21 protein-coding genes and 1 riboswitch are annotated in these 21144 nt (G+C 71.7%); of the genes, 10 read left to right on the forward strand and 11 right to left on the reverse strand.

All coding sequences use genetic code 11. The features are described from left to right. Positions 1–7: 7 nt before the first annotated feature. Both ACLBWX_RS00295 and ACLBWX_RS00300 read left to right on the forward strand, forming a co-directional pair. Positions 8–223 (forward strand): DUF1289 domain-containing protein, encoded by a 216-nt coding sequence (locus ACLBWX_RS00295; RefSeq protein ID WP_447675102.1) that lies wholly within the window; start codon positions 8–10, stop codon positions 221–223. Further along, positions 220–909 (forward strand): retropepsin-like aspartic protease family protein, encoded by a 690-nt coding sequence (locus ACLBWX_RS00300; RefSeq protein WP_447675103.1) that lies wholly within the window; start codon positions 220–222, stop codon positions 907–909. The genes ACLBWX_RS00295 and ACLBWX_RS00300 overlap by 4 nt, the downstream gene beginning before the upstream one ends. A gap of 72 nt (positions 910–981) precedes the next feature. On the opposite strand, the gene ACLBWX_RS00305 is transcribed toward ACLBWX_RS00300, so the two are convergent. The 3 genes from ACLBWX_RS00305 to ACLBWX_RS00315 all read right to left on the reverse strand — a co-directional run bounded on the left by ACLBWX_RS00305 (position 982) and on the right by ACLBWX_RS00315 (position 6234). Continuing rightward, on the reverse strand, positions 982–4332 hold the full coding sequence (locus ACLBWX_RS00305) for an autotransporter domain-containing protein (protein WP_447675104.1): 3351 nt from the start codon (positions 4330–4332) through the stop codon (positions 982–984). Between the two features lie 216 nt (positions 4333–4548). After that, entirely contained in the window at positions 4549–5559 is a 1011-nt protein-coding gene (gene dusA / locus ACLBWX_RS00310) for a tRNA dihydrouridine(20/20a) synthase DusA (RefSeq protein ID WP_447675105.1), read from the reverse strand. A 51-nt stretch (positions 5560–5610) separates the two neighbouring features. Then, positions 5611–6234, reverse strand: a complete 624-nt coding sequence (locus tag ACLBWX_RS00315; RefSeq protein ID WP_447675106.1) for an urease accessory protein UreE — start codon at positions 6232–6234, stop codon at positions 5611–5613. A gap of 204 nt (positions 6235–6438) precedes the next feature. Between ACLBWX_RS00315 and ACLBWX_RS00320 the strand changes: the two genes are divergently transcribed. Continuing rightward, positions 6439–6708, forward strand: coding sequence for a hypothetical protein (locus tag ACLBWX_RS00320; protein WP_056477283.1), 270 nt, complete (start codon positions 6439–6441; stop codon positions 6706–6708). A gap of 88 nt (positions 6709–6796) precedes the next feature. Here the strand turns inward: ACLBWX_RS00320 and ACLBWX_RS00325 are convergent, their stop codons facing one another. Further along, the gene (locus ACLBWX_RS00325) at positions 6797–8053 is read right to left on the reverse strand and encodes a TIGR03862 family flavoprotein (RefSeq protein ID WP_447675107.1); all 1257 of its coding nucleotides are present in this window, start codon (positions 8051–8053) and stop codon (positions 6797–6799) included. Between the two features lie 188 nt (positions 8054–8241). Between ACLBWX_RS00325 and ACLBWX_RS00330 the strand changes: the two genes are divergently transcribed. After that, the gene (locus ACLBWX_RS00330; protein WP_447675427.1) at positions 8242–9267 is read left to right on the forward strand and encodes a TerC family protein; all 1026 of its coding nucleotides are present in this window, start codon (positions 8242–8244) and stop codon (positions 9265–9267) included. 65 nt (positions 9268–9332) lie between these two features. Here ACLBWX_RS00330 and ACLBWX_RS00335 read toward each other — a convergent pair whose 3' ends face one another. From ACLBWX_RS00335 to ACLBWX_RS00345, 3 genes are all read right to left on the reverse strand, one after another. After that, positions 9333–10088 carry an N-acetylmuramoyl-L-alanine amidase gene (locus tag ACLBWX_RS00335; protein WP_447675108.1) on the reverse strand — a complete coding sequence of 252 codons (756 nt, stop codon included), beginning with the start codon at positions 10086–10088 and terminating at the stop codon, positions 9333–9335. Then, on the reverse strand, positions 10085–10810 hold the full coding sequence (locus tag ACLBWX_RS00340) for a TerB family tellurite resistance protein (protein WP_447675109.1): 726 nt from the start codon (positions 10808–10810) through the stop codon (positions 10085–10087). Before ACLBWX_RS00340 ends, ACLBWX_RS00335 begins: the two co-directional genes overlap by 4 nt. 159 nt (positions 10811–10969) lie before the next feature. Continuing rightward, positions 10970–11845, reverse strand: coding sequence for a collagen-like protein (locus ACLBWX_RS00345; RefSeq protein WP_447675110.1), 876 nt, complete (start codon positions 11843–11845; stop codon positions 10970–10972). 231 nt (positions 11846–12076) lie between these two features. On the opposite strand from ACLBWX_RS00345, the gene ACLBWX_RS00350 reads away from it, so the two are divergent. The 3 genes from ACLBWX_RS00350 to ACLBWX_RS00360 all read left to right on the forward strand — a co-directional run bounded on the left by ACLBWX_RS00350 (position 12077) and on the right by ACLBWX_RS00360 (position 15038). Then, complete coding sequence (locus ACLBWX_RS00350) at positions 12077–12901, forward strand: ImuA family protein (protein ID WP_447675111.1); 825 nt, start codon at positions 12077–12079, stop codon at positions 12899–12901. Beyond that, positions 12819–14366: a Y-family DNA polymerase gene (locus ACLBWX_RS00355; RefSeq protein ID WP_447675112.1), complete on the forward strand. Its 1548-nt coding sequence runs from the start codon at positions 12819–12821 to the stop codon at positions 14364–14366. The genes ACLBWX_RS00350 and ACLBWX_RS00355 overlap by 83 nt, the downstream gene beginning before the upstream one ends. A 159-nt stretch (positions 14367–14525) precedes the next feature. After that, positions 14526–15038 carry a TY-Chap domain-containing protein gene (locus ACLBWX_RS00360; RefSeq protein ID WP_447675113.1) on the forward strand — a complete coding sequence of 171 codons (513 nt, stop codon included), beginning with the start codon at positions 14526–14528 and terminating at the stop codon, positions 15036–15038. Between the two features lie 23 nt (positions 15039–15061). Here the strand turns inward: ACLBWX_RS00360 and thiC are convergent, their stop codons facing one another. Continuing rightward, positions 15062–16954 (reverse strand): phosphomethylpyrimidine synthase ThiC, encoded by a 1893-nt coding sequence (gene thiC, locus ACLBWX_RS00365; RefSeq protein ID WP_447675114.1) that lies wholly within the window; start codon positions 16952–16954, stop codon positions 15062–15064. Between the two features lie 78 nt (positions 16955–17032). Next, positions 17033–17141: riboswitch (TPP riboswitch) on the reverse strand. A gap of 149 nt (positions 17142–17290) precedes the next feature. Here thiC and ACLBWX_RS00370 point away from each other — a divergent pair. Then, positions 17291–17998, forward strand: coding sequence for a BA14K family protein (locus ACLBWX_RS00370; protein WP_447675115.1), 708 nt, complete (start codon positions 17291–17293; stop codon positions 17996–17998). A 98-nt stretch (positions 17999–18096) separates the two neighbouring features. Here the strand turns inward: ACLBWX_RS00370 and ACLBWX_RS00375 are convergent, their stop codons facing one another. From ACLBWX_RS00375 to ACLBWX_RS00385, 3 genes are all read right to left on the reverse strand, one after another. After that, positions 18097–18351: a hypothetical protein gene (locus ACLBWX_RS00375; RefSeq protein ID WP_447675116.1), complete on the reverse strand. Its 255-nt coding sequence runs from the start codon at positions 18349–18351 to the stop codon at positions 18097–18099. 117 nt (positions 18352–18468) lie between these two features. Beyond that, positions 18469–18603 carry a hypothetical protein gene (locus ACLBWX_RS00380; protein WP_447675117.1) on the reverse strand — a complete coding sequence of 45 codons (135 nt, stop codon included), beginning with the start codon at positions 18601–18603 and terminating at the stop codon, positions 18469–18471. 282 nt (positions 18604–18885) lie between these two features. Beyond that, the gene (locus tag ACLBWX_RS00385; RefSeq protein ID WP_447675118.1) at positions 18886–19653 is read right to left on the reverse strand and encodes a site-2 protease family protein; all 768 of its coding nucleotides are present in this window, start codon (positions 19651–19653) and stop codon (positions 18886–18888) included. A 243-nt stretch (positions 19654–19896) separates the two neighbouring features. Between ACLBWX_RS00385 and ACLBWX_RS00390 the strand changes: the two genes are divergently transcribed. Together ACLBWX_RS00390 and ACLBWX_RS00395 are read left to right on the forward strand one after the other, a co-directional pair. After that, positions 19897–20742 carry an alpha/beta hydrolase gene (locus ACLBWX_RS00390; protein ID WP_447675119.1) on the forward strand — a complete coding sequence of 282 codons (846 nt, stop codon included), beginning with the start codon at positions 19897–19899 and terminating at the stop codon, positions 20740–20742. 23 nt (positions 20743–20765) lie between these two features. Further along, positions 20766–21140 (forward strand): restriction endonuclease, encoded by a 375-nt coding sequence (locus tag ACLBWX_RS00395; RefSeq protein ID WP_447675120.1) that lies wholly within the window; start codon positions 20766–20768, stop codon positions 21138–21140. The last annotated feature ends 4 nt before the right edge of the window (positions 21141–21144 follow it).

A 21144-nucleotide genomic window follows, 5' to 3' on the forward strand; every position in this document is an offset into this window, starting at 1 on the left:
AGGGACGATGATTCAGCCCCGCCCCAAACCCTCCAGCCCCTGCACGAAGCTCTGCATGCTCGACGGCGCGACGGGCCTGTGCGAGGGCTGCGGCCGGACCCGCGACGAGATCGCCCTGTGGGGCTCGATGTCGGAGCCACAGCGCCGAGCGGTGATGGCCACGCTGGAGACACGCCTGCGCAAGGCCTTTCCGGCGCGAGTCGTGCGCGCGGCGGCCCCATGATTCTCGGCGGGCTGATCATTCTCGGCGGCGCCCTGGCGGTGCTGCTCCTGTCCGACGATACCCAGCGCATCGCCGGGATGGAGCCGGATCAGTTCGCGCAGCTCGCCGTGAGCGCGGGCCTGCTCGCCGTGGTGGCCGCCGGGTTCTGGCACCAGTTCCGCGGCCGGATGAGCGCGAACCTGATGGCCCTGGTGGTCTGGGGTGCCCTCGGTGCCGCCCTGGTCGCCGGCTACGCCTACCGCAACGAGGCCCGGATCATCGGCGACCGGATGCTCGGGGCGGTACGGCCCGGCAGCGCGGTCACGGATGCGAACGGAACGGTGACGATCACCCGGCGCGCCGACGGCGATTTTCACGTCCGGGCCGAGGTGAACGGCCGGCCCCAGGGCTTTCAGTTCGACACCGGCGCCAGCTCCGTGGTCCTCACCGCCGAGAGCGCGGCGTCCCTGGGCATCCGCCCGGCGGAATCCGAGTTCAGCGTCCGGGTCTCGACCGCCAACGGCGTCACCGTGGCGGCTCCGGCCTTCCTCGACAGCCTGCGGGTCGGCGGCATCGTCGAGCGGCGGGTGCCGGCCCTGGTGAGCCGGCCGGGAGCCCTCCGCGAGAATCTCCTGGGCATGAGCTTCCTCGACCGCCTCGCCTCCTTCGAGGTCCGCGGCGACCAGCTCGTCCTGCGCGACCGCTGAGATCCCGGCCCCGAAACGCGAGACGCCGCCCCGGAGGACGGCGTCGTGGAGACCTTCGCGCGTCGGACCGGTTCAGAACCGATAGGTGAAGTTGCCCTTGACCGCATGGTCCTGGGCGCGCTCGCCGACCTGGCCGGTATAGGCGAAACCCAAAGTGGTGTCGCGCGCCACCCGCACGTCGAGCCCGGCCTCGGCCACCAGCGCGTCCCGGCTGATCGGAGTGCCCGCGACGAGGAAAGTCGAGCCGGTGCCGAAGCTCAGGAGGGCCTTGGGCATCACGTCGCCGTAGGCCCGGCGGTAGCCCACCAGCCCGTGCAGCGAGACCGGCGCCGCGGCCCCCAGGTCGAGGCTGGCCTGCCCGCGCAGGCCGACCGTGGAGGTCGCCACCTCGGTGGTCTGCGCCGCTCCCGTCAGCGCCGCCACGCCGCCCGTCTCGGCGAAGCGGTCGCGCCCGATCGACACGTAGGCGCCGCCCACGAAGGGCTCGAGATAGGCCGGCTGGACCGGAGCCGTCGGCCGATCGCCCTTGGTGATCGGCCCGGGCTGCACCGCGCCGAGGACGAACCGGTAGCCGAGTTCGCCGAAGCCCTGCACGGTGGAGCCGCCGTAGCGGGCCGTGTCGCTGTCGGAGAAGCCGGCGAAGGTCACGGCCCGGCGCAGGCGGCTCGACTGGTCGGCGTAGACCGCGCCGAGGCGCAGGGCCACGGGTCCCTGTTCGAAGCCGCCGTAGATACCGCCGAAACCGCTCTCGATCGTGCCGGAGGAGAGCCGCCCGGTGCTGTCGAGGCTGGTGACGGTGTAGCCGCCGGCGACGCCCAGTCGGAAGCCCGCCTCCAGCCGGACATCCGCCCCGAGCACGAAGCCGGAGGTCTGACGCGACAGGCCGGCGGCGTTGCCGTCGCTGCGCGCCTCGCCGAAGCTGCCGAAGCCCTGGCCCCAGAGACCGAACACCCGCGGGTCGAGGACGCGCACTGGTACCGGCGCCACGGGGACGGCCCGGCCCGGCAGGTCGGCGGTGTAGGCCGCCGGCAGGGTGCCGTAATCCGCGAACTCGGCCACGCCCGGGCTGGCGCCCCGGCGCAGGCGGTCGAGGATGGCCTCGCGCACGAAGTAGGCGGTCTCGAACTGGGCGCTCGCCGCGCTGGCGTGAATGTCGCCGGTGAGCGCGCCGAACGCGGCGCGCGCCTCGGGCGTGGTCAGCCCGACGGTGCGCCCGTAGAGGGCGCCGCCGGCCCCGGCGGCCTGGATGGCGTCGGCGACGCCGGACTGGTTGCGGGTCTGGGCGATGCTCGAGAAGGCGATGTCGTTGCGCGTGAGCGTCAGGTCGACCGCGCCGGGGGCGTAGCGCAGGGTGGGGGTGAGGAAGGCGAAGTTGGCGGTGACGCTGGCGAATTGGCCCTGCACGCCGCCATTCGCGGTGAGGATGGCGTAGGCGGTGCGCGGATCATAGGTGCCGGCCGCAGCCTGGACCTGGACGGTGCCGCCGGAGAGGGTTGCGGTGCCGGTCACCGCCAGGCGATCGGCCTGCCCGGCGGCGTTGGTCTCGACCAGGAAGGTCGCGCCCGGAGCAAAGCCGGCATTGCCCGCGACGTTCAGGGTGCCGATGGAATTGCCCGGCGCCACCACGGCGCCGGACTGCGCCACCAGACCGCCCACGGTGCCGGTGCCGCCGAGGCTGGCACCGGTGCCGACCGTCACCACCGAGCCGGCGAGGCTGCCGTTCACGGCGAGACGGCCCTGCGCCACGCCGGTGGCGCCGCTGAAGCTGCTGGTGCCGGTGAGGTTGAGGCTGCCCGCGCCGGCCTTGGTCAGGAGCCCGGTGCCGGCGACGGCATTGGCCAGCGTGGCGTCACCGGTCTGGTTGAGGATCAGGCTGGCATTGTCGACGATGGCGCCCGAGCCCAGGCCGGCGGCCGAGGCGACGAGCGTGCCGCCCGCGATGGTGGTGCCGCCCGCGTAGGTGTTCGTGCCCGTGAGCACCAGCGTGCCGGTGCCGGCCTTGGTCAGCGAGCCCGTGCCGCCGATGTCGTTGTTGAAGCTGTCCAGGGCCGAGAACCCGCCCTTGGAGGCGTCCATCGTCACCGTCACGGGGCCATTGAAGGCGCCGTAGCCGTCGGCGGCGGCATAGAGGTTCAGGCGTGCGTAGCCCGAGCCGTTGTCCAGGGGCTGGCCGGAGGCGATCTCGGTGGTGGCGAGGACGTCGCGGCGCTGCGCGGCTGTGAGATAGGGGAAGCGGGTCGCGAGCAGCACCTCGGCGCCCACGGGCACGACGGGAGCGAGATCGGTCGGCCCCACCGGCGCGAAGCCGTAGGTCAGCCGGTAGGTGTAGTCGGCCTTGGTCCGGGCCTTGTCGGCGAAGCGATCCGGCGTGCCCGATGCGGCGCAGGCTGCGACGGTCGTGCCGCATTGGCTGGTGAGGAGGCCGGTCAGGTCCGTGCGCGCGGCGTTGAAGAGCGCCTGGAAGTCGCTCGTCGTGGTCAGCGATCCCGGCACGGCGTAGTTCAGATATTGCGGATTGTTGTTGAGGAGCTGGACGAGATCGTAGGTCGCCAGGATGCGGCCCGCGATGACGTCCATGGGATAATGGGCGCCGAGCACGACGCGGCTGTTGCCGTACTCGGAGCCGCGCGCCACGGCCTCCTGGAAGCGTTCGGGGACGAGCTGGGCGAGCAGGATCGCGGTGGTCTGCCCGAAGGTGGTGTGGCCGCTCGGATAGGCGGCGTTGCCGCGCAGGGTCGGCACGATGTCCGTCGTGTTGTTCGCCGGCACTCCGAAGAAGTTAGGCTGGGTGAAGGACGCCGTCCGGTCGGGGCGGGCCTGGGCCGGCCGGGCATTGCCGACCGTGTTGGCGCCGGCCGGCGGATCGTAGATCCGGTCGTAGGCTCCGAAGACGCCGCCCGCCGGAAGGTTCTGGGCGCCGATGAAGGTCGCCGGCGATCCCGTGACGGTTCCGTTGGCGAGGTAGTTCTTGGCGAAGGCCGAGTCGCTGCCGGAGACGGCGTTCGCCTGACGGATCAGTTGCAGCACGTTCGGCGAGAACGAGGTCTCGGTGGTCGGGATGAAGGTGGTCGGCCCCGGATTGACCGCGCTGGTGGGGCTCGCAGCCCTGTAGAGGGCGCCGAGACGCGAACCCAGGGCGTCGGCCACGACGACGCCGTTGGAACTGGTGATCGTGTTGTCCATGGTCGCCCGGAGCTGCTGCTCCGGCGTCGCACCGTTGTTGATCGCCAGGGCGGTGGCGAGGTTGGCATTGAGATCGGCGATGCCGGCGGCCGAGTTGGGGAGAACGCTCAGGCCGGAGACCAGTCCCGTCGCCGTGATGTTCTGCGCCGACTGGGCGCGTGCGCCGGTCGCGCCGAGGGTGGCTGCGACGATGGCCGCGATGGATACGCCGGAAAGGGAAACACCTGGATGAAACCGCATCTCTGCCCCCGAGCCTGGCCCTCCCGCACGAATCGTCGGGGAGCCGCCGTGGCAGGCATGGGGGCAAACAGAAGCGGCCGCCCATTCATAATCCAGTCACACTATCTTGGACGCCTTCCCGTTGCATTCAAGCAACGACGACGGAGTTGCTTTGCCGGATACTGATAGAATGTCGGTCGCCGGGTTAGGCGCGGCCCGGACCACGCGGCGGCGCCTTCAGGCCGCGCTCGCCTCGGCCGCGTTCATCCGGCGCTCGGCCTGGGCCACCAGATCCGCCGCCTCGCGCAGGGTCGCGATTCCGGCCTCCGGCTCGAGGCCATGGGTCGAGAGGTGCCGGCGATAGGCGCGCGCACCCGGGCGGCCATTGAACAGGCCGAGCATGTGCCGGGTCACCGCGTGCAGGCGCACGTCCTCCTGCAGGAAGCCGGCCAGCACCGGCTCGAAGGCCTCCAGGGCCGCGAAGGGGTCGGCGGCCGGGGCGGGCTCGTCGAACAGGACGGGATCGACCGCGAGGAGGATCGCCGGATCGCTGTAGGCGGCCCGGCCGATCATCACGCCGTCGACGTCCGCCAGATGGGCCGCGGCGTCCGCGATGGTGGCGATGCCGCCGTTGATGGCGATGGGCAGGGCCGGATAGGCCCGCTTCAGCCGCGCCACCCGCGGATAGTCGAGGGGCGGCACGTCGCGGTTCTCCTTGGGTGAAAGCCCCTGGAGCCAGGCCTTGCGGGCATGCACCACGAGGCCGTCGACGCCGGCCGCGACCACGTCCTGCGCGAGGGCGTCGAGGGCCTGCTCGGTGTCCTGATCGTCGACGCCGATGCGGCATTTCACCGTGACGGGGACCGACACCGCCGCCTTCAGGGCGGCCACGCAGGTGGCCACCAAGGCGGGCTCGCGCATCAGGCAGGCACCGAAGCGTCCGTCCTGCACGCGGTCGGAGGGGCAGCCGACGTTGAGATTGACCTCGTCGTAGCCGAAGCCCTCGGCGATCCGCGCGGCCTCGGCGAGGTCGACCGGGTTCGAGCCGCCGAGCTGCACCGCCACCGGGTGCTCCATGGCGGAGAAGCCGAGGAGGCGGTCGCGGGGGCCGTGGATGACCGCCCCGGTGGTGACCATCTCGGTATAGAGCCGGGCGCGCCGCGACAGGGTGCGGTGGAAGGCCCGACAGTAACGGTCGGTCCAGTCCATCATGGGCGCGATGGAGAAGCGGAGGTCGCGGGCGATCATCGGGCGGACATAACCGTCCGCGCCACCGGCTTCAACGCGGGGCCGCTGCGCTCAGTGGTCGTGCTTGCAGTCCGGGCCGTGCACGTGGCCGTGCGCGCCGTGATCGTGGGCATGGTCGTGCCCGTGGGCGTGTCCATGGTCATGTCCCGCATGGGAATGCCCGTGATCGTGGCCCGCATGGTCGTGTGCGTGGCGGTCGTGATCCGCATGGTCGTGCCCGTGATCGTGGTGATCGTGGCCGCACTGGCTGTGGTCGTGGGCCGCGCGCTCCGGCTTGAAGGCCCGGGTCACCGGGCTGGCGGCGCAGCCCTGGCCGCGGACGAGCTCGGCGGCGCTGCGGGGCACGTAGAGGACGTCGGCGGCGATCTCGGCCGGCACGTGGCTGCCGCCGAGCTGCCAGGCGAGCCGCAGCAGCCGGGCCGGGTTTTCGGCCCGTACCTCGAGGAGCGGCTCCCCGGCGGCCCGGATGGCGACGAGGCGGCCGTCTTCCAGGCGCAGGGCGTCGCCGTCCTCCAGGGCAACGGCCTTGCCGAGCGCGAGGGACAGGCTCACGCCGCCCTCCCCCGTCAGGCTCTCCGGCGGGGCCTGACGGGCGGCATGGTCGAGAACGATCGTGTCGACGATCGCATCGGCGCGGACGGCGACCTTGCGGACGATGGCGGTGGCGCGCTGCATGGATTCCTCGCGGCGGATCGGGCGGCCGGCGCCGCCCCGATGGGTCCTGATGGCCGCATCACTAGAGGGTTTTTCGAGGAAACGGAAAGGCGGGACGGAACCTTGGCCGTTCGGCGTGCATTTCCCGCGCGGAATGCTTAAGCTCGGGCGGCACGAAGATCACGGCCGAAGGCCGGCTACGACGCACAAGGGAGTCTCGGAACCATGAAGAAGCTCATCGCCGCCACCCTCGCGGGTGCCCTCGCCCTCTCGGTCGGCGCCTGCAACACGCCGCAGGACCGCGCTCTCGGCGGCGCCGGCCTCGGCGCGCTCGCGGGTGCCGCCATCGGCGGAGCCGCCACCGGCCGCGCCGGCGGAGCCCTCGCGGGTGCCGCCATCGGCGGCGCCAGCGGCGCCATCGTCGGCGCCTCCACCGCGCCGCGCTGCCCCTACGGCACCTACCGCGACGCCTACGGCGACGTGTACTGCCGCTGAGACCCGGCGCCGCGCGGCCCGCAAGGTCCGCGCGAGACCATCAGGCTCCCTCTCTCCGAGAGGGAGCCTTTTTCATAGGTCAGCGGGTTCATCGAGCAGCGGGTTGATGGGGCGGCGACCCCTCCATCCAGGCCAGCATGCCCGCCGCCGCCGCCCGCCCCGAGGCGAAGGCGCCCTGGAGCAGGTAGCCCCCCGTCGGAGCCTCCCAGTCCAGCATCTCCCCCGCCACGAAGGTGCCGGGCCGCCGAACCAGCATGTGCGCGGCGTCGAGTTCGTCGAAGCGGACCCCGCCCGCGGTCGAGATCGCTCGGTCGAGACCCCGCGGGGCCAGGAGACGGAGCGGCACCGCCTTGATCAGGGCCGCCAGGGCTTCGGCGGCGCTCGGCAGCGGATGCGCCGCCTCGCGCAGCAGGCCGATCCCCACGGGCGTCAGCGCCGCGGCCTTGCGCAGGCGGTTGGCCAGCGACAGACCGGGCTTCGGGTCACGAAGAGCCCGTACCAGCGCGGCCCCGTCGACATCGGGCCGCAGATCGACCTCCAGCCGGGCCGCGCCGCGCTCGGTGGCGGCGCGGATCCGATGCGCGAGGGCGTAGATCGCTCCGCCCTCGATCCCGTCCGCGCTGATCACCGCTTCGCCGCGCACGCGGACGCCGTCGAGGCTGAGGGCGATCCGCTTGAGGGGCGCGCCGGCGAAGCGCTCGGCGAAGACCGGTGACCACGCCACGGTGAACCCGACATTGGCGGGCTTGAGCGGCGCCACCGCGATGCCCTCCCGCGCCAGCAGGGGCACCCAGCTCCCGTCGGAGCCGAGGCGCGGCCAGCTCGCGCCCCCCAGTGCCAGGAGCACCGGGCGGTGGGCGGTCTCGACCCGCCCCTCCGGGGCCTCGAAGACCGGGCCGCCCTCGTCCGACCAGCCGGTGAAGCGGTGGCGGGTGCGGATGCGGACGCCCAGGCCGTCGAGGCGGTGGAGCCAGGCCCGCAGGAGGGGCGACGCCTTGAAGGCCTCGGGGAAGACGCGGCCGCTCGACCCGACGAAGGTCGGCTGGCCGAGCTCGTCGCACCAGGCGCGCAGGGCCGGGGGTGGAAACGCCGCGATGGCCTCGGCGAGCGTTCCACCTTCCGGCTGGTAGCGCGCCAGGAAGGCCGGCAGGGGTTCGGAATGCGTGAGGTTGAGACCGCCGCGCCCGGCGATGAGGAATTTGCGCCCCACGCTCGGCATCCGGTCGTAGAGCGACACGGCTTGGCCGGCCCGCGCCAGCACCTCCGCGGCCGCGAGGCCGGCGGGGCCGCCGCCGATCACGGCGGGACCGTGGGTCCCGCGGCCATTGCGTTCGCTGTCCGTCATGCATCCTGGGAAGCCGCCGAGGGCCGGCCCTGTCAAGCGCAACGGCCCGGCGCCCTTGATTCGCCCCGTTCAGAGTCCCAACTGCGCCTCATCGGCTGCGGGCCCCTCTGGCGGGATGCTGCATGATGCGTTCCGTGATGTCGGAGCCGATGCTTTCTCTCCTCAAGAAGCATCGACGGTCCTGCCTCATGGTTGATTTTCTGTATTACGATTGGCTCGGCAAGCCCGTGTGGATGTGGCTCGGGTTCCACACCCTGGTAGCCGGGTTGCTGGCCTTCGATCTCGGACTTCTGCACCGCGACAAGAACCATGAGATCGGCGTGAAGGAGAGCCTGCTCCTGACGCTGTTCTACTTCACCCTGGGGATGATCTTCGGCGGCTGGGTCTGGTGGTACCTCGGACCGCAGGCGGGCCAGGAATACGTCGCCGGCCTCGTCGTCGAGAAGTCGCTGTCGATGGACAACGTCTTCGTCATCGCCGTCATCCTCACGGCGCTGGGCATTCCCCGCGCCGCCCAGCACCGGGTCCTGGTCTGGGGCATCCTCGCCGCCGTGCTGCTGCGCGGCCTGATGATCGGCCTCGGTGCGGCCCTCGTGCATCAGGCCGCCTGGGTGCTGTCGATCTTCGCCGCCTTCCTGATCTTCGCCGGCCTCAAGATGCTGCTCTCGAAGGACGAGGAGCCGGGCGATATCCGCGAGAACCGGGCCGTCCGGTTCCTGCAGCGCGTCCTGCGCATCACGCCCGAACTGCACGGGCAGCGTTTCATGGTGCGCAAGCCCGATCCGAAGACCGGCAAGACCGCCCTCTGGCTGACGCCCCTGGCGCTGGCGCTCATCCTCGTGAACGGCGCCGACGTGATCTTCGCCGTCGACAGCGTGCCGGCGATCTTCGCCATCACCACCGACACCTTCGTGGTCTATACCTCGAACATCTTCGCGATCCTCGGCCTGCGCGCGCTCTACTTCGCGCTCGCCGCGATGGTGGACCGCTTCGCCTACCTCAAGACGGCGCTCGCCTTCATCCTCATCTTCATCGGGGGCAAGATCGTTGTCGCCGACACCTTCGACCTCGTCCACGTACCGCCGTGGGTCTCCCTCGCGGTCACCGTCGTGTTCCTGATCGCGGGCATCGTCTACAGCCTGTGGCGCACGCGGGGCGCGGAGGCTGACGAGGCTCACCCGCATGGGCACGAGGCGGTTCAGCACCGGGCCTGATCGAGCCGGTTCTGCCCTCCCCCTCTGCGGGGGAGGGACGCGCTTCGCTCTGGGAACGCGAGACCTTACCGCCCCGGCAGCGCCGCGATCAGGTCCCGCAGGGTCGTGATGGTCGAGGCGTCGGCGACGCCGTCGACGCGGGCCGGCCGGAAGTGGCGCTGGAAGGCCGTCACCACCGCGTCCATGCGGGCGTCGAAGGTGGCGCTCACCGGCAGGTCGTAGCCGTAGAGGGCGAACATCGCCTGCAACGCCTCGATCGGCGGCCCGGCATCACCCTGCGCGAAGAACCGGCCGTCGCGGATCGGGGCCGACGGCACCCAGTGGCCGATGCCGGCGCAGGCGAGGCGCTCCCAGGGAAAGTGCTCGCCCGGATCCTCCTTGCGCTCGGGCGCGATGTCGGAATGCGCGAGGATCCGGTGCGGGGCGAGGCCCCAGCGCTTGGCGAGATCGCCGCACAGGGCGATCACGGCCTCGATCTGTACCGCGGGATAGGCCGGGAGGCCGCCCGAGTGACCTGCATTGACGATCTCGATCCCCAGGGAGCGCGAGTTCACGTCGCTGATCCCGGCCCAGGAGCCCTGGCCCGCATGCCAGGCCCGGCGTCCTTCGGGCACCATCTGGACCACGCGGCCGTCCTCCAGCACCACGTAATGGGCCGAGACCTCCGCCACGGGGTTGGCGAGACGCTGCAGGGCGGCGGCCGCGCTCTCCATGCCGGTGTAGTGCAGGATGAGGAGGTCGACCGGACCGGAGCGGCGGTCGCCGTGGTTCGGCGACGGGTGGACGCTGGTGGCGACGGGACTCTCGGGCGTCGGTTTCACGTGAGGCCCCGCTCGGTGCTGATCCGGTCATAGGCGGCGTTGATGGCCGCGAGCCGGCGGGTGGCGATGGCCACCGCCTCCGGCGGCAGGCCGCGCGCGATGGCCCGGTCGGGATGGTTCTCCCGCACCAGGGCTCGGTGGGCGGCCTTCAGTCCGGCATCGTCGACGTCGTGATCGAGGCCGAGCACGAGGTAGGGATCGTCGGAGAGGCGGACGTGCCGTGCGGCGATGCGGCGGAACGCGGCCTCGTCGTAGCCGAAGGTCTCCGCCACGGCGCGCAGGTAGCGCTCCTCCGCCTCGTGGATGGCGCCATCGGCCTTGGCGATGTGGAACAGGCCGTCGAGGACGTCCTCCAGCAGGGCCGGCTCGTCGTGGAAGGTGTTGGCCAGCTGCCGGGCATAGGCCTCGAAGCCGTTCGCTGTACCCTTGGCGAGGTCGAACAGGCGCTGCACGCCGGGCCGGGCTCGCTCGTCCACCTGCACCACCTTGGCGAAGGCCTCGACCTCCGCCGGCGTCACCACGCCGTCGGATTTGGCCATCTTGGCGGCGAGCGCCACGAGGCCGGTGGTGAAGACCACGTCGCGCGGCGTGGCGCCGAACAGCGCGCCCTCGCGGTCGACCAGGAAGTGCCCGGCCACGCCGCCGACGAGGCCGCCGAGGGGACCGCCGATGGCGAGGCCGAGGCCGGCGCCTCCGAGCTTGCCCCAGATGCCCACGCTCATCGCGAGGCCCCGCGGACGCTGGGAACGGTGCAGGAGGGGACAAGCGGCATGGGCGGTATCGACAAGGGTGGGATCGACTTCGGCACGAAAACGAAGCGCGTCCTTACACCGGACGGCTCCGTTTCGGCGAGGGGCGATCGCTCGGGTCGCCTTGGCCCCTCAGCGCCGGGCGCAGAGGCCGACCAGTCCCTGGCTCTCGGCGGGACAGGCCGCGCTCAAGGTTCCGTCGGCGCCCGCCGTCACGATGGCGCTTCCCCCCTTCAGGCACAGGGCCGAGGCGAGGATCTCGGTGCCCTCGCAGGTGATCGCGCAGCCCGAGGCCGGGCAGGTGTCCTGGCGCACCACCCGGAACGGGGATGCGGGCGCGGCCGCCGCGAGGGCGGCCTGGCCGGCCTCTCCCCTGGAACCCGCCGGTCCGCGCTCGCCGGCAGTCCCCTTCGGGCCGGTCTCACCCTTTGGGCCGGCCTCACCCCTGGGTCCGACTTCCCCCTTGGGGCCTGCCTCGCCTCGGGCGCCCGTCTCGCCCTTCGGGCCGGCCTCGCCTCTGGCCCCGGTGTCGCCTTTCGGTCCCTGAGGACCGGGCAGGCCGGCGACGCCCTGAGGCCCGGCGGGGCCGGTCTCGCCCTTGTCGCCGGTCTCGCCCTTCGGACCGGGCTGGCCGGCAGGGCCGCAATTGGCGATGGCCGCCTCGCGCTCGTCCTCGCCGGCCTTCAGGGTGGCGATGCAGTTGGTGGGCACGTAGGGCAGACGGAAAACGAAGCGGCCCCGGCTGTCGGCGATGATCGAGATGTCCTCGTCGAGCACCACCACGGTGCCGGCCTTGCGCACGCTGCCCGAGATGCGCAGGTCTCCGTTCTCGAAGCGGGCATCGTAGACCTGGATCGGCTGCGACGCGGCCTGGGGCCCGCGTGCCTTTGGTGCCGCCGCCCTGGGCGCCTCGCCCCTGGGCTGAGCCGCCGGCTGCGCCGCAGCGGGGAGCCCTCCCGCGACGGGGATCAGGCCCGACAGGACCACGAGGGCACGAGCGAGACGCATGGAGTTCTCCCGGCTGATCCGCGTCTGCTGCGCGGCAGGTGGGGAGTGCTGCCCTGCCGTCGCCACAGGGTCAAGGGTGACGGCCCCACCGCCCCGGCGCCTGCCGTCCACAGGCGTCCACAGCCTTCCACAGGCCAAGTCCCTGATTTCAGATGAAATCTTGGAGAGCCCTGGAAACCGATTGAGTATGTTCCTGTTTTGTTCTTAGCATAGCGGGATGGAGCGGAGCCGATGAGACAGAGCCCTGAAGACCCTCCCGATGCGGACGTCGAGACCCTGCCTTTGGACCGACCGAGCGTGGAGGCGCCTTCTCCCGACGCCGGTCCCTTGGATCTGGCGGTCCTGCGCGACCTGGTGGCCGGCCGCGGGGGCGCGTCGGTCCTACGGGGCGCCCTTCCGCTGGGCATCCACGACATCGATTCGCGCCTCGCACAGGGTGGCCTCGCCCTCGGGCAGTTGCACGAGATCGCCCCGGCCCAGGCGGGGGACGAGCCGGCGGCCCTCGGCTTCGCCCTCGCCCTGGTGGCGCGCCACCTCGGCCGGGTGCGCGGCGAGGCCCTGCTGGTGGCGGGCCAGGGCCACCCCCTCCCCTACGGGCACGGCCTGGCCGGCCTCGGCCTCGACCCCGGACGGCTCCTGCTGTTCGAGGTCGCCAGCGACGGCGACGCTTATCGGGCCCTAGAGGAATCCCTGCGCGCGCAGGGACTGGCCGCCGTGGCGGGACTCGTCGACGCCGCCCTGCCCCTGACCCAGAGCCGCCGGCTTCACCTCGCGGCCGGGCGGACCGACCTCCTCCTCCTCGTCCTGCGGCCATCGGAGGCGGAGAGCCCCAACGTGGCAGCGACCCGCTGGCGGATCGCCGCCGGCAAGGCCCTGCGCGACCGCTTCGGCTGCATCGAGCGGCCGTGCTGGCAGGTGACCCTCGACCGAAGCCGCAATGGGCGGACCGGACACTGGCTTCTGGAATGGGATCATGCCGCGCATCGTTTCGGTCTGGCTGGAGCATTGGCCGGTCACGCGGCTGAGGCGGTCGAACGGGTCCAGCGCTCGGGATGACGGCCCCGTGGTCGTGGCCGCGATGGAGGCCAGCGGCCTGCGCCTGGTCGCGGTGGACGCCGCTGCCCGCGCCCTCGGCCTCGAACCCGGCGAAACCCTGGCCCGAGCCCGCGCGCGGATCGGCACGCCCGTTTCCGTCCATCCCGCCGACCCGGAAGCGGATGACGCCGCCCTGCACCGGCTCTGCCTCTGGGCCAAGCGCTACACCCCGGTCGTCGCCCCTTACGGCCCGGCGGAGGGCGGAGATGGATTCTTCCTCGACATCGCGGGGGCGAGCCACCTGTTCGGCGGGGAGGCGCCGCTGCTGGAGGATCTCGCCCGGCGTTTGTCCGAAGGCGCGATCCCGGCGCGGATCGCGCTCGCCGACACGCCCGCCTGCGCCTTCGCCCTGGCGCGTCACGGCGGGGGCGGCCTGGTGGCACCCGGATGCAACGGGGAGGCCCTGCGGGCCCTGCCGGTCTCGGCCCTGCGCCTCGATCCCGGCACGGCGCAGGCCCTGGCCCGCCTCGGCCTGCGCCGGATCGGCGACCTCGCCGCCGCGCCCCGCGCGCCCCTGGCCCGGCGCTTCGGCGAGACCCTGCTGCTCCGCCTCGACCAGGCCCTCGGCCACCGTCCGGAGCCCCTCGTCTCGGCGGAGGACCCGCGCGACTTCGAAGCCGCGCGCGGCTTCCTCGAGCCGATCGGCCGGCCGGAGACCATCGTCGCCACGGCCACGCGCCTGATGGAGGGGTTGGCCCCGCGGCTGGAGGCGGCCGGCCTCGGCGCCCGGGCTTTGCGGCTGTCCCTGACCCGCGTCGACGGGGTGGTGCGAACCCTCGACCTCGGGATGAGCCTGCCGACCCGCTGCCCGGCCCAGCTCGGGCGCCTGTTGACCCTTCGCCTCGACCGCCTCGGCCCGGCCCTCGATGCCGGCTTCGGCTTCGAGAGCGTGGGCCTCGCGGTCACCGCCACGGGTACGATCGCGCCGCGTCAGGGGATTCTGGTGGAGGCGGCCGCCGGTGGTGAGGGAGGGGCCGGACGTCTGGGCGATGCCCTGCGCCAGCGCCTCGGCCGGCGGATGATGCGGCTCGGCTTCCGGGAGAGCCACCTGCCCGAGCGGGCCGAGATCGTGGAACCCTGGGGGGCGGGCCAGCGCACGCCGACGGGCCGGACCGATCCGGCGTCCCGGCCGCGCCTGCCGCCGCGGCCGCTGGTGCTGCTCAGCCGGGGCGAGGCGGCCGAGGACGTCATCGCGCTCGCTCCCGACGGGCCGCCGCACCGCTTCCGCTGGCGCCGGCGCCTGCACCGCGTCGCCCATGCGGACGGACCCGAGCGCATCGCAGACGCGTGGTGGCACGCCCCCGGGCCGACGCGGGACTATTACGTGGTGGAGGACGATACCGGCCGCCGCCTCTGGGTCTACCGGGAGGACTTTCTCACGATGGAGACGCCCGCACGCTGGTTCGTGCATGGGCTGTTCGCGTGAAGCGCCAGGGACAGGACGCGTACGGACGATGCCGCGGGTTTCAACCTGTGATAGAGACTTCCGAGATCGGACGTGCTCGCCCGACGACGCGATCTCGAGGCAGTCGGAATGGTCTCCACCGGACAGGGGCGACGTCAAATCCGGCCGATCGCAGCGGCCATGCTCGGGCTCGGCCTCATCCCGATCTCGGACGCCGCTTCGGACGATCGCGGTCGCGCCGCCTTCATCGAGCTCCATCGCTGCGCCGTGGTCGCGCGGCTGAGCAGCATCCACCTGCGCGGCCCGCGCTCCACGTCCCGGGATCGGTTCCTCGCCGTGAGCGTCGTCCGGACGGATCAGCGCTACGTCCAGTGCATCTTCGTGGACGAGGATCGGAAGCTGCACTGCGAAGCGTCCTCGGGCGCGTATGCGCAGGGGGCCGAAGCGCCCGGCCACTCCCTGTCCGAGTCCTCGAAATCGGCCCTGCATCGACTGGGCTTCGCGCAGGCCGGCTCGAACGAAAACTACAAACGGGAGATCACGCTCGGCACGCCGCCCGATTTCGACATCGCCGCCGATCTCATGATCGGCGCGCTCCATGACGCCTACGAAGCGCGCGCGAGCACGCCCCTGGCGTTCTTCGCGCCGCGTGCGGTTCTTTCCCGCGGCGCCTGTCCCGGGCCGGTCAGCTGAGACCGGCCCGGGACGCGGCCGTCCTACTCAGCCGCGTCGACGTAGAGCTTGCCGCCCTCGGCCTGGAACTCGGCGGATTTCGCGGCCATGCCGGCCTCGCGCTCGGCCGCGCTCAGGGGGGCGGCCTCACCGAGCACCTGCCCGGCCGCCTCCATCGCCAGCACCTCGGCGCGCAGGTCCTGCGTGATCTTCATCGAGCAGAACTTAGGCCCGCACATCGAGCAGAAATGCGCGACCTTGTGGGCGTCCTTCGGCAGGGTCTCGTCGTGGAAGGCGCGCGCCGTATCGGGGTCGAGGGAGAGGTTGAACTGGTCCTCCCAGCGGAAGTCGAACCGGGCCCGCGACAGGGCGTCGTCGCGCAGCTGCGCCGCCGGGTGGCCCTTGGCGAGGTCGGCGGCATGGGCCGCGATCTTGTAGGTGATCACGCCTTCCTTGACGTCGTCGCGGTTGGGCAGACCGAGATGCTCCTTCGGGGTGACGTAGCAGAGCATGGCGCAGCCGAACCAGCCGATCATCGCGGCGCCAATGCCCGACGTGATGTGGTCGTAGCCGGGGGCGATGTCGGTGGTCAGCGGGCCGAGGGTGTAGAACGGCGCTTCGCCGCACTCCACGAGCTGCTTTTCCATGTTCACCTTGATCTTGTGCATCGGCACGTGGCCGGGGCCCTCGATCATGGTCTGGCAGCCCTTGTCCCAGGCGATCTTGGTGAGCTCGCCCAGGGTCTCCAGCTCCGCGAACTGCGCCGCGTCGTTGGCATCCGCGATGGAGCCGGGGCGCAGGCCGTCGCCCAGGGAGAACGAGACGTCGTAGGCCCGCATGATGTCGCAGATCTCGTCGAAGCGCTCGTACAGGAACGACTCGCGGTGTCCGGCGAGGCACCAGCGCGCCATGATCGAGCCGCCGCGGGAGACGATGCCGGTCACCCGGCGCGCGGTGAGCGGCACGTGGGCGAGGCGCACGCCCGCATGGATCGTGAAGTAGTCGATGCCCTGCTCGGCCTGCTCGATGAGCGTGTCCTTGAAGACCTCCCAGTCGAGCTTCAGCGGGTCGCCGCCGACCTTCTCCAGGGCCTGGTAGATCGGCACGGTGCCGATCGGAACGGGCGAGTTGCGCACGATCCACGAGCGGATGTTGTGGATGTTGCGGCCCGTCGAGAGGTCCATCACCGTGTCGGCGCCCCAGCGGCTCGCCCAGACCAGCTTCTCGACCTCCTCGGCGGCCGAGGACGTCACGGCGGAATTGCCGATATTGGCGTTGATCTTCACCAGGAAGTTGCGGCCGATCGCCATCGGCTCCACCTCGGGGTGGTTGATGTTGGCCGGGATGATGGCGCGGCCCCGGGCCACCTCGTCGCGGACGAACTCGGGCGTGATGAAGGCCGGCAGGGACGCGCCGAAACTGTTGCCGTCGGCCAGGGCGGTCTGCGCGCCTTCCAGCATCGTCTGGCGGGCGAGGTTCTCGCGGTTGGCGACGTAGATCATCTCCTCGGTGATGATCCCGGCGCGGGCGAACTCGTACTGCGTCACCATCTGGCCGGGGCCGGCCTTGCGGATCTCGCGGGTCGCCGGGCACGGGGCCACGAGCTTGTCCTCGGGCACGAAGCCGTTGTCCTCGGGCTTGACCGCGCGCGGGGTCACCGTGGCGTAGCCGCGCCGGGCGATCCAGGGTTCGCGCACCAGCGGCAGGCCGGCATGGAGGTCGATCTTGGCGTCCGTCTCCGTGTAGGGACCCGACGGATCGTAGACCCGCACCGGGGCCTCCTTCGGATCGCTGAGCGTGATCTCGCGGAACGGCACCCGGATGTCGTCGTGCCCGGCCACGGGCGCGTAGACCTTGCGCGAGCCCATGATCGGGCCGGTGGTGACCGCCTGCGGCTGGCCCTGCGGCAGACCCTTCGGGAGAACGGGTGCATTCATCGGTTTCGCTCCTGGCGTGGGAGACGATCCGGTTCATGGGCGGAGGGATTGGATGGGATGGCGCCTGGAGATTCGCGCCGTCGTTGAGATTCCCGTCCCTCCGCCGGTACGAACCGGATCAGGTTCAAGGGTCAGGGCGACGCGCCCAATCTCAGCTCCCGTACTCGGAGCCCCCCTCGGAATGCTTCCAGAGTCGAGGTCGGCGGCCGTTTTGTCAATCACCGGTCCGGCAAACCGACGCGGAAGAGGGTGTGAAACGAACTTAATCGTCAGGCCCCGCGTTCGTTTACCAGAAGTTCGATCCTCGGGGTCGGCACGCGAACGACAGGTTCTCCCATGAAGCGCATATTCCTGGCATCGGCCGCCCTGGTCGGTGCCCTCTCGATGATTCCCGCCTCCGCCGATGCGCGTCCCGGAGGCGGCGGCTTCCGGGGCGGTGGCGGCGGCTTCCATGGCGGCGGCATGGGCGGCGGCTTCCGCGGCGGCAACTTCGGTGGAGGTGGCTTCCGCGGCGGTCTCGCTCAGGGCGGCGGCTTCCGCGGCGGCAATGTCGGCGGCGGCGGGTTCCGCGGCGGCCTCGCGCAGGGTGGCTTCAATCGCGGCGGCTTCAGCCGCCGCGGAAGTGTCGGCGTGGGTGCCGTCGGCGCCGGAGCGGGCCTTGCTGCCGGCAACGGCTTCCGGGGTGATCGCGGCGGCTTCAACCGAGGCGGCGCCTATGCCGGACGCGGCTACGGCTACCGCCGCGGCTATGGTGGGCTCGGCCTCGGGCTCGGTCTGGGTCTCGCAGGAGCTGGGATCGGCTACGGCCTCGGCAGCGCCTATGGCGGCTATTACGGTGACGACTACGCCGGCGGCTATGCCCCGGCCTATTACGGCGGCTACGCACCCTATGGCGGCGGCTATGCCGCGACGGGCTACGAGGCCGGTCCGGAGGTCGCCACCGGCGGCGGCGACGTCGCCTACTGCGTCCAGCGCTTCCGCTCCTACGACCGCCGCACCGGAACCTATCTGGGCAATGACGGCCAGCGCCACGCCTGCCCGTAACGGCTGACGCCCCAACGCAGCATCGAGGGGCTTCGCCGCGAGGCGGAGCCCTTTCGCGATTCGAGACCCAAAGGTTGTGGACGCCGAAGGCGGCTGCCTCAGGATCCCTGCAGGCTCTCGGCGAAATCGTCCGGCACCTCCCCGAAGCTGCCGAGGATGGACGCGCTCTCGAGTTCCCCCGTCTCGTCGTCGGCCACGACCTTGATCGCCGCCGTACCGGGGAAGCGCGATGCCATGGCCTCGGCTTTCTTCAGCGCCCCGCTCTCCGTCACCGCCACCTCGCGGTCCCCCGGCGAGAGCCGCTTGCGCTTGAGCACGAAGGTCTGCACCAGGAACGTCGTCTTGAGGGCCATCGCAGGGTCTCTCCACCGGGCGCACCGGATCGCGTCGGGTCCGGAGGCCGAGCGGCACCTAGCACGAAAGCCCGGTCGGCCCCCACGATGCCCGAATGCCGCGGCCGCCGCGTCCTGCTAGGGTTCGTCCGATTCCGGGTCATGGGGCGCGTCGAGGCGCTGGATCAGGCGGCTTCCGTCCCAGAGCTCGACCGACCGGCCGTCCATGAAGTCTCGAGCCCGCTCGATGGCCTCGGCCTCGGTACAGCCCATGAGGGATTTTGTGCGAAGAACGCGGCCAGAAGCCTCGAGCAGGAGAACGCGGTAGGCGTGAGGCGAGGCCTGCCGCCCCGACGTATCGTCACGCATGCTGAACTCTCGACCTCGACCATCGCCGCCATCGGGCGCGACGTCCCGAATTCCGAGCTCCGCACAGTGCTTCCCCACCCACGGCAAGCGTACGGCTTGGCTCTTCGAGGTCGACACTGCATCACAGGCATTCAGCCGGCAAATCAAATCTCGCATCCCGTCCGCCGTGGCGCAGCATCCGCTCCATCACCACAGGCGAACGAGCCTGAAACCGGCGATCACGTCGGCGAGTTCGATGCCGAACGTCTCGGTCAACGTCAGGCTGGCGCGGAACAGAGGTCGGGTGAAAACCGAGGAAGCCAGGAACAGGCCCAGCAGGACGAGGCTCGGATGCCGGGCCATCCGATCCGCCCAGGATAGGAAAGCGGCTCCGGAATCAGGCAGCCATGGCCGGAGGATGCCGTAGCCGTCCAGACCCGGGACCGGCATCAGGCCGAGGACCAGGGCCGTACCCTGGAACAGCACCGAGACGGCGAGAACCGCGCGCAGGGTCTCGGCCTCCGCGCTCGTCAGGCCGTAGAGCAGCGAAAGCGTGAGAAGGAAGGCAAGGCTCATCACTGGACCGGCCGCAGCCACAGCGGATTGCCGGCCCCGGCTGAGACTCGCCTCGGGCGGTGCACCGGTTCCGCCGGGAAACCCGATGCCGCCCAGGATGGTGAACAGGGCCGGCAGCAGCATGGTCGCCACAGGGGCGGGCGCCCGAAGCGGATCGAGGGTCAGCGCCCCGGTCGGAGCCAGGCCGCAATGGCGCGCGGCGCGAGCATGGCCATACTCATGCAGGCACTGGCCGAGCACCCAGCCGGCCATCAGGAACACGAAGGCGGCGCCCGAGCCCGCGAGCGCCCCGGCGCCGATGCCGAAGCCGACCCCGCAGAAGATCAGCCCGAGAAGCAGCACGTTCGGGCTCAGGCCTGGAATGTCCGCGACCCGTCCCTCGCCGGACGATCCCGTCATGACGCGCCGCACCGGACCGGTGCGAGCCGGATGGCCCGGCCTCGCACTTGCTGAAGCCGACGGCGGGGGGAGACGGGAACGGGCGCTTTCACGCGACGCAACATCGCTGGTGACACGACAAAGTCCAGTCCCTACCTCTCGGCCACGCCCCGAAGTTCCCCTCCTCGGGTCGGGTGCGATTCGGCGCCTCGCCATGACGCCGCGGGGACTTCGCCCGACCGCGGCCTCTCCTCAGTCGAGCCCATGCGCCTTCTCGCTTCCCTCCTGGCCGCCGCGTTCCTCGGCCTCTCCCTCCTGGGGGTCGCGCTCCTGACCGTGTTCCAGCGCCACCTGATCTACCCCGGCGCCTTTCGCAGCCCGGCGCCCGCTCCGGCCCGCCCGGCACCGATGGGCACGGAGGCAGTCAGCCTGCAGACGGCCGACGGGGAGCACCTGCTCGGGTTCTGGCGCGCGCCGGAGCCGGGCTGCCCCGTCATCCTCACCCTCCACGGCAACGGCTCGCGGCCGGAGCCCGGCGCGGCGCGCTTTGCCGGCGCGCCCTGGCGCGCCGCCGGCTGGGGCGTCCTCGCCATCGCCTATCGCGGCTATCCCGGCTCGACCGGAAGCCCCAGTGAAGCGGGCCTGATCGCCGACGGGCAGGCGGCCTACGCGCTGGTCCAGGTCCGGGCGCCCGGGGCGCCGGTGCTGCTGCACGGGCATTCCCTCGGCGCCGCGGTGGCGGTGGCCCTGGCCGAGACCCGGCCGCATCTCGGCCTCTACCTCGAAGCCCCGTTCGATTCCCTCTCGGCCATCGTCGCGGGGCGCTTCCCGTACCTGCCGACCGGCCTGCTCCTGCAGGATACCTTCCGGTCCGACCTCCGCATCGCCGCGGGGGCCGGCCCGGTCCTCATCGTCCATGGCGCGGAGGACGCGGTCGTGCCGAGGGCGCATGCCGAGCGGCTGGCCGCGCGCGCCGGTCCGCGCGCGCGCATGACGGTGATCGCCGGCGACCACGTGTCCATCCTCGGGTCGCAGGATCGTCAGGCCCTCGACGTCTTCGGATCGAACGATCCGCCCTGTCGCCCCCTTGTCCCGACGGCGGTCCACTGACCGACCCATCCGACGGAGAGCCCATGGGACGACGAGCCCGACTCTGGCGCGACGACGACCCGGCGACGCACGGGCCACGGGCCAAGCCTGCGGTCACCTGCCCGCTCTGCGAGCGGCCGATCCCGCCCCAGGCCAAATCGAGCCTGCATCACCTGACCCCGAAGCTGAAGGGCGGAGCGCGGGCCGGGACGGTGCGCCTGCATCAGATCTGCCACTCGGCGATCCACGCCCGCTTCAGCGAGGCCGAGATCGCCCGCCGCCTCGCCGACGTGGACGCCCTGCGGGCAGCACCTGAGATGGCGGAGTTCCTGGCCTGGATCCGCACGAAGCCGAACGACTTCCATGCGGCGACACGCATGACGCGCGACCGCCGGGGCGCCAAGCGCAAACCGCACTGAGGGC

This window comes from Methylobacterium sp. M6A4_1b, from assembly GCF_053345175.1.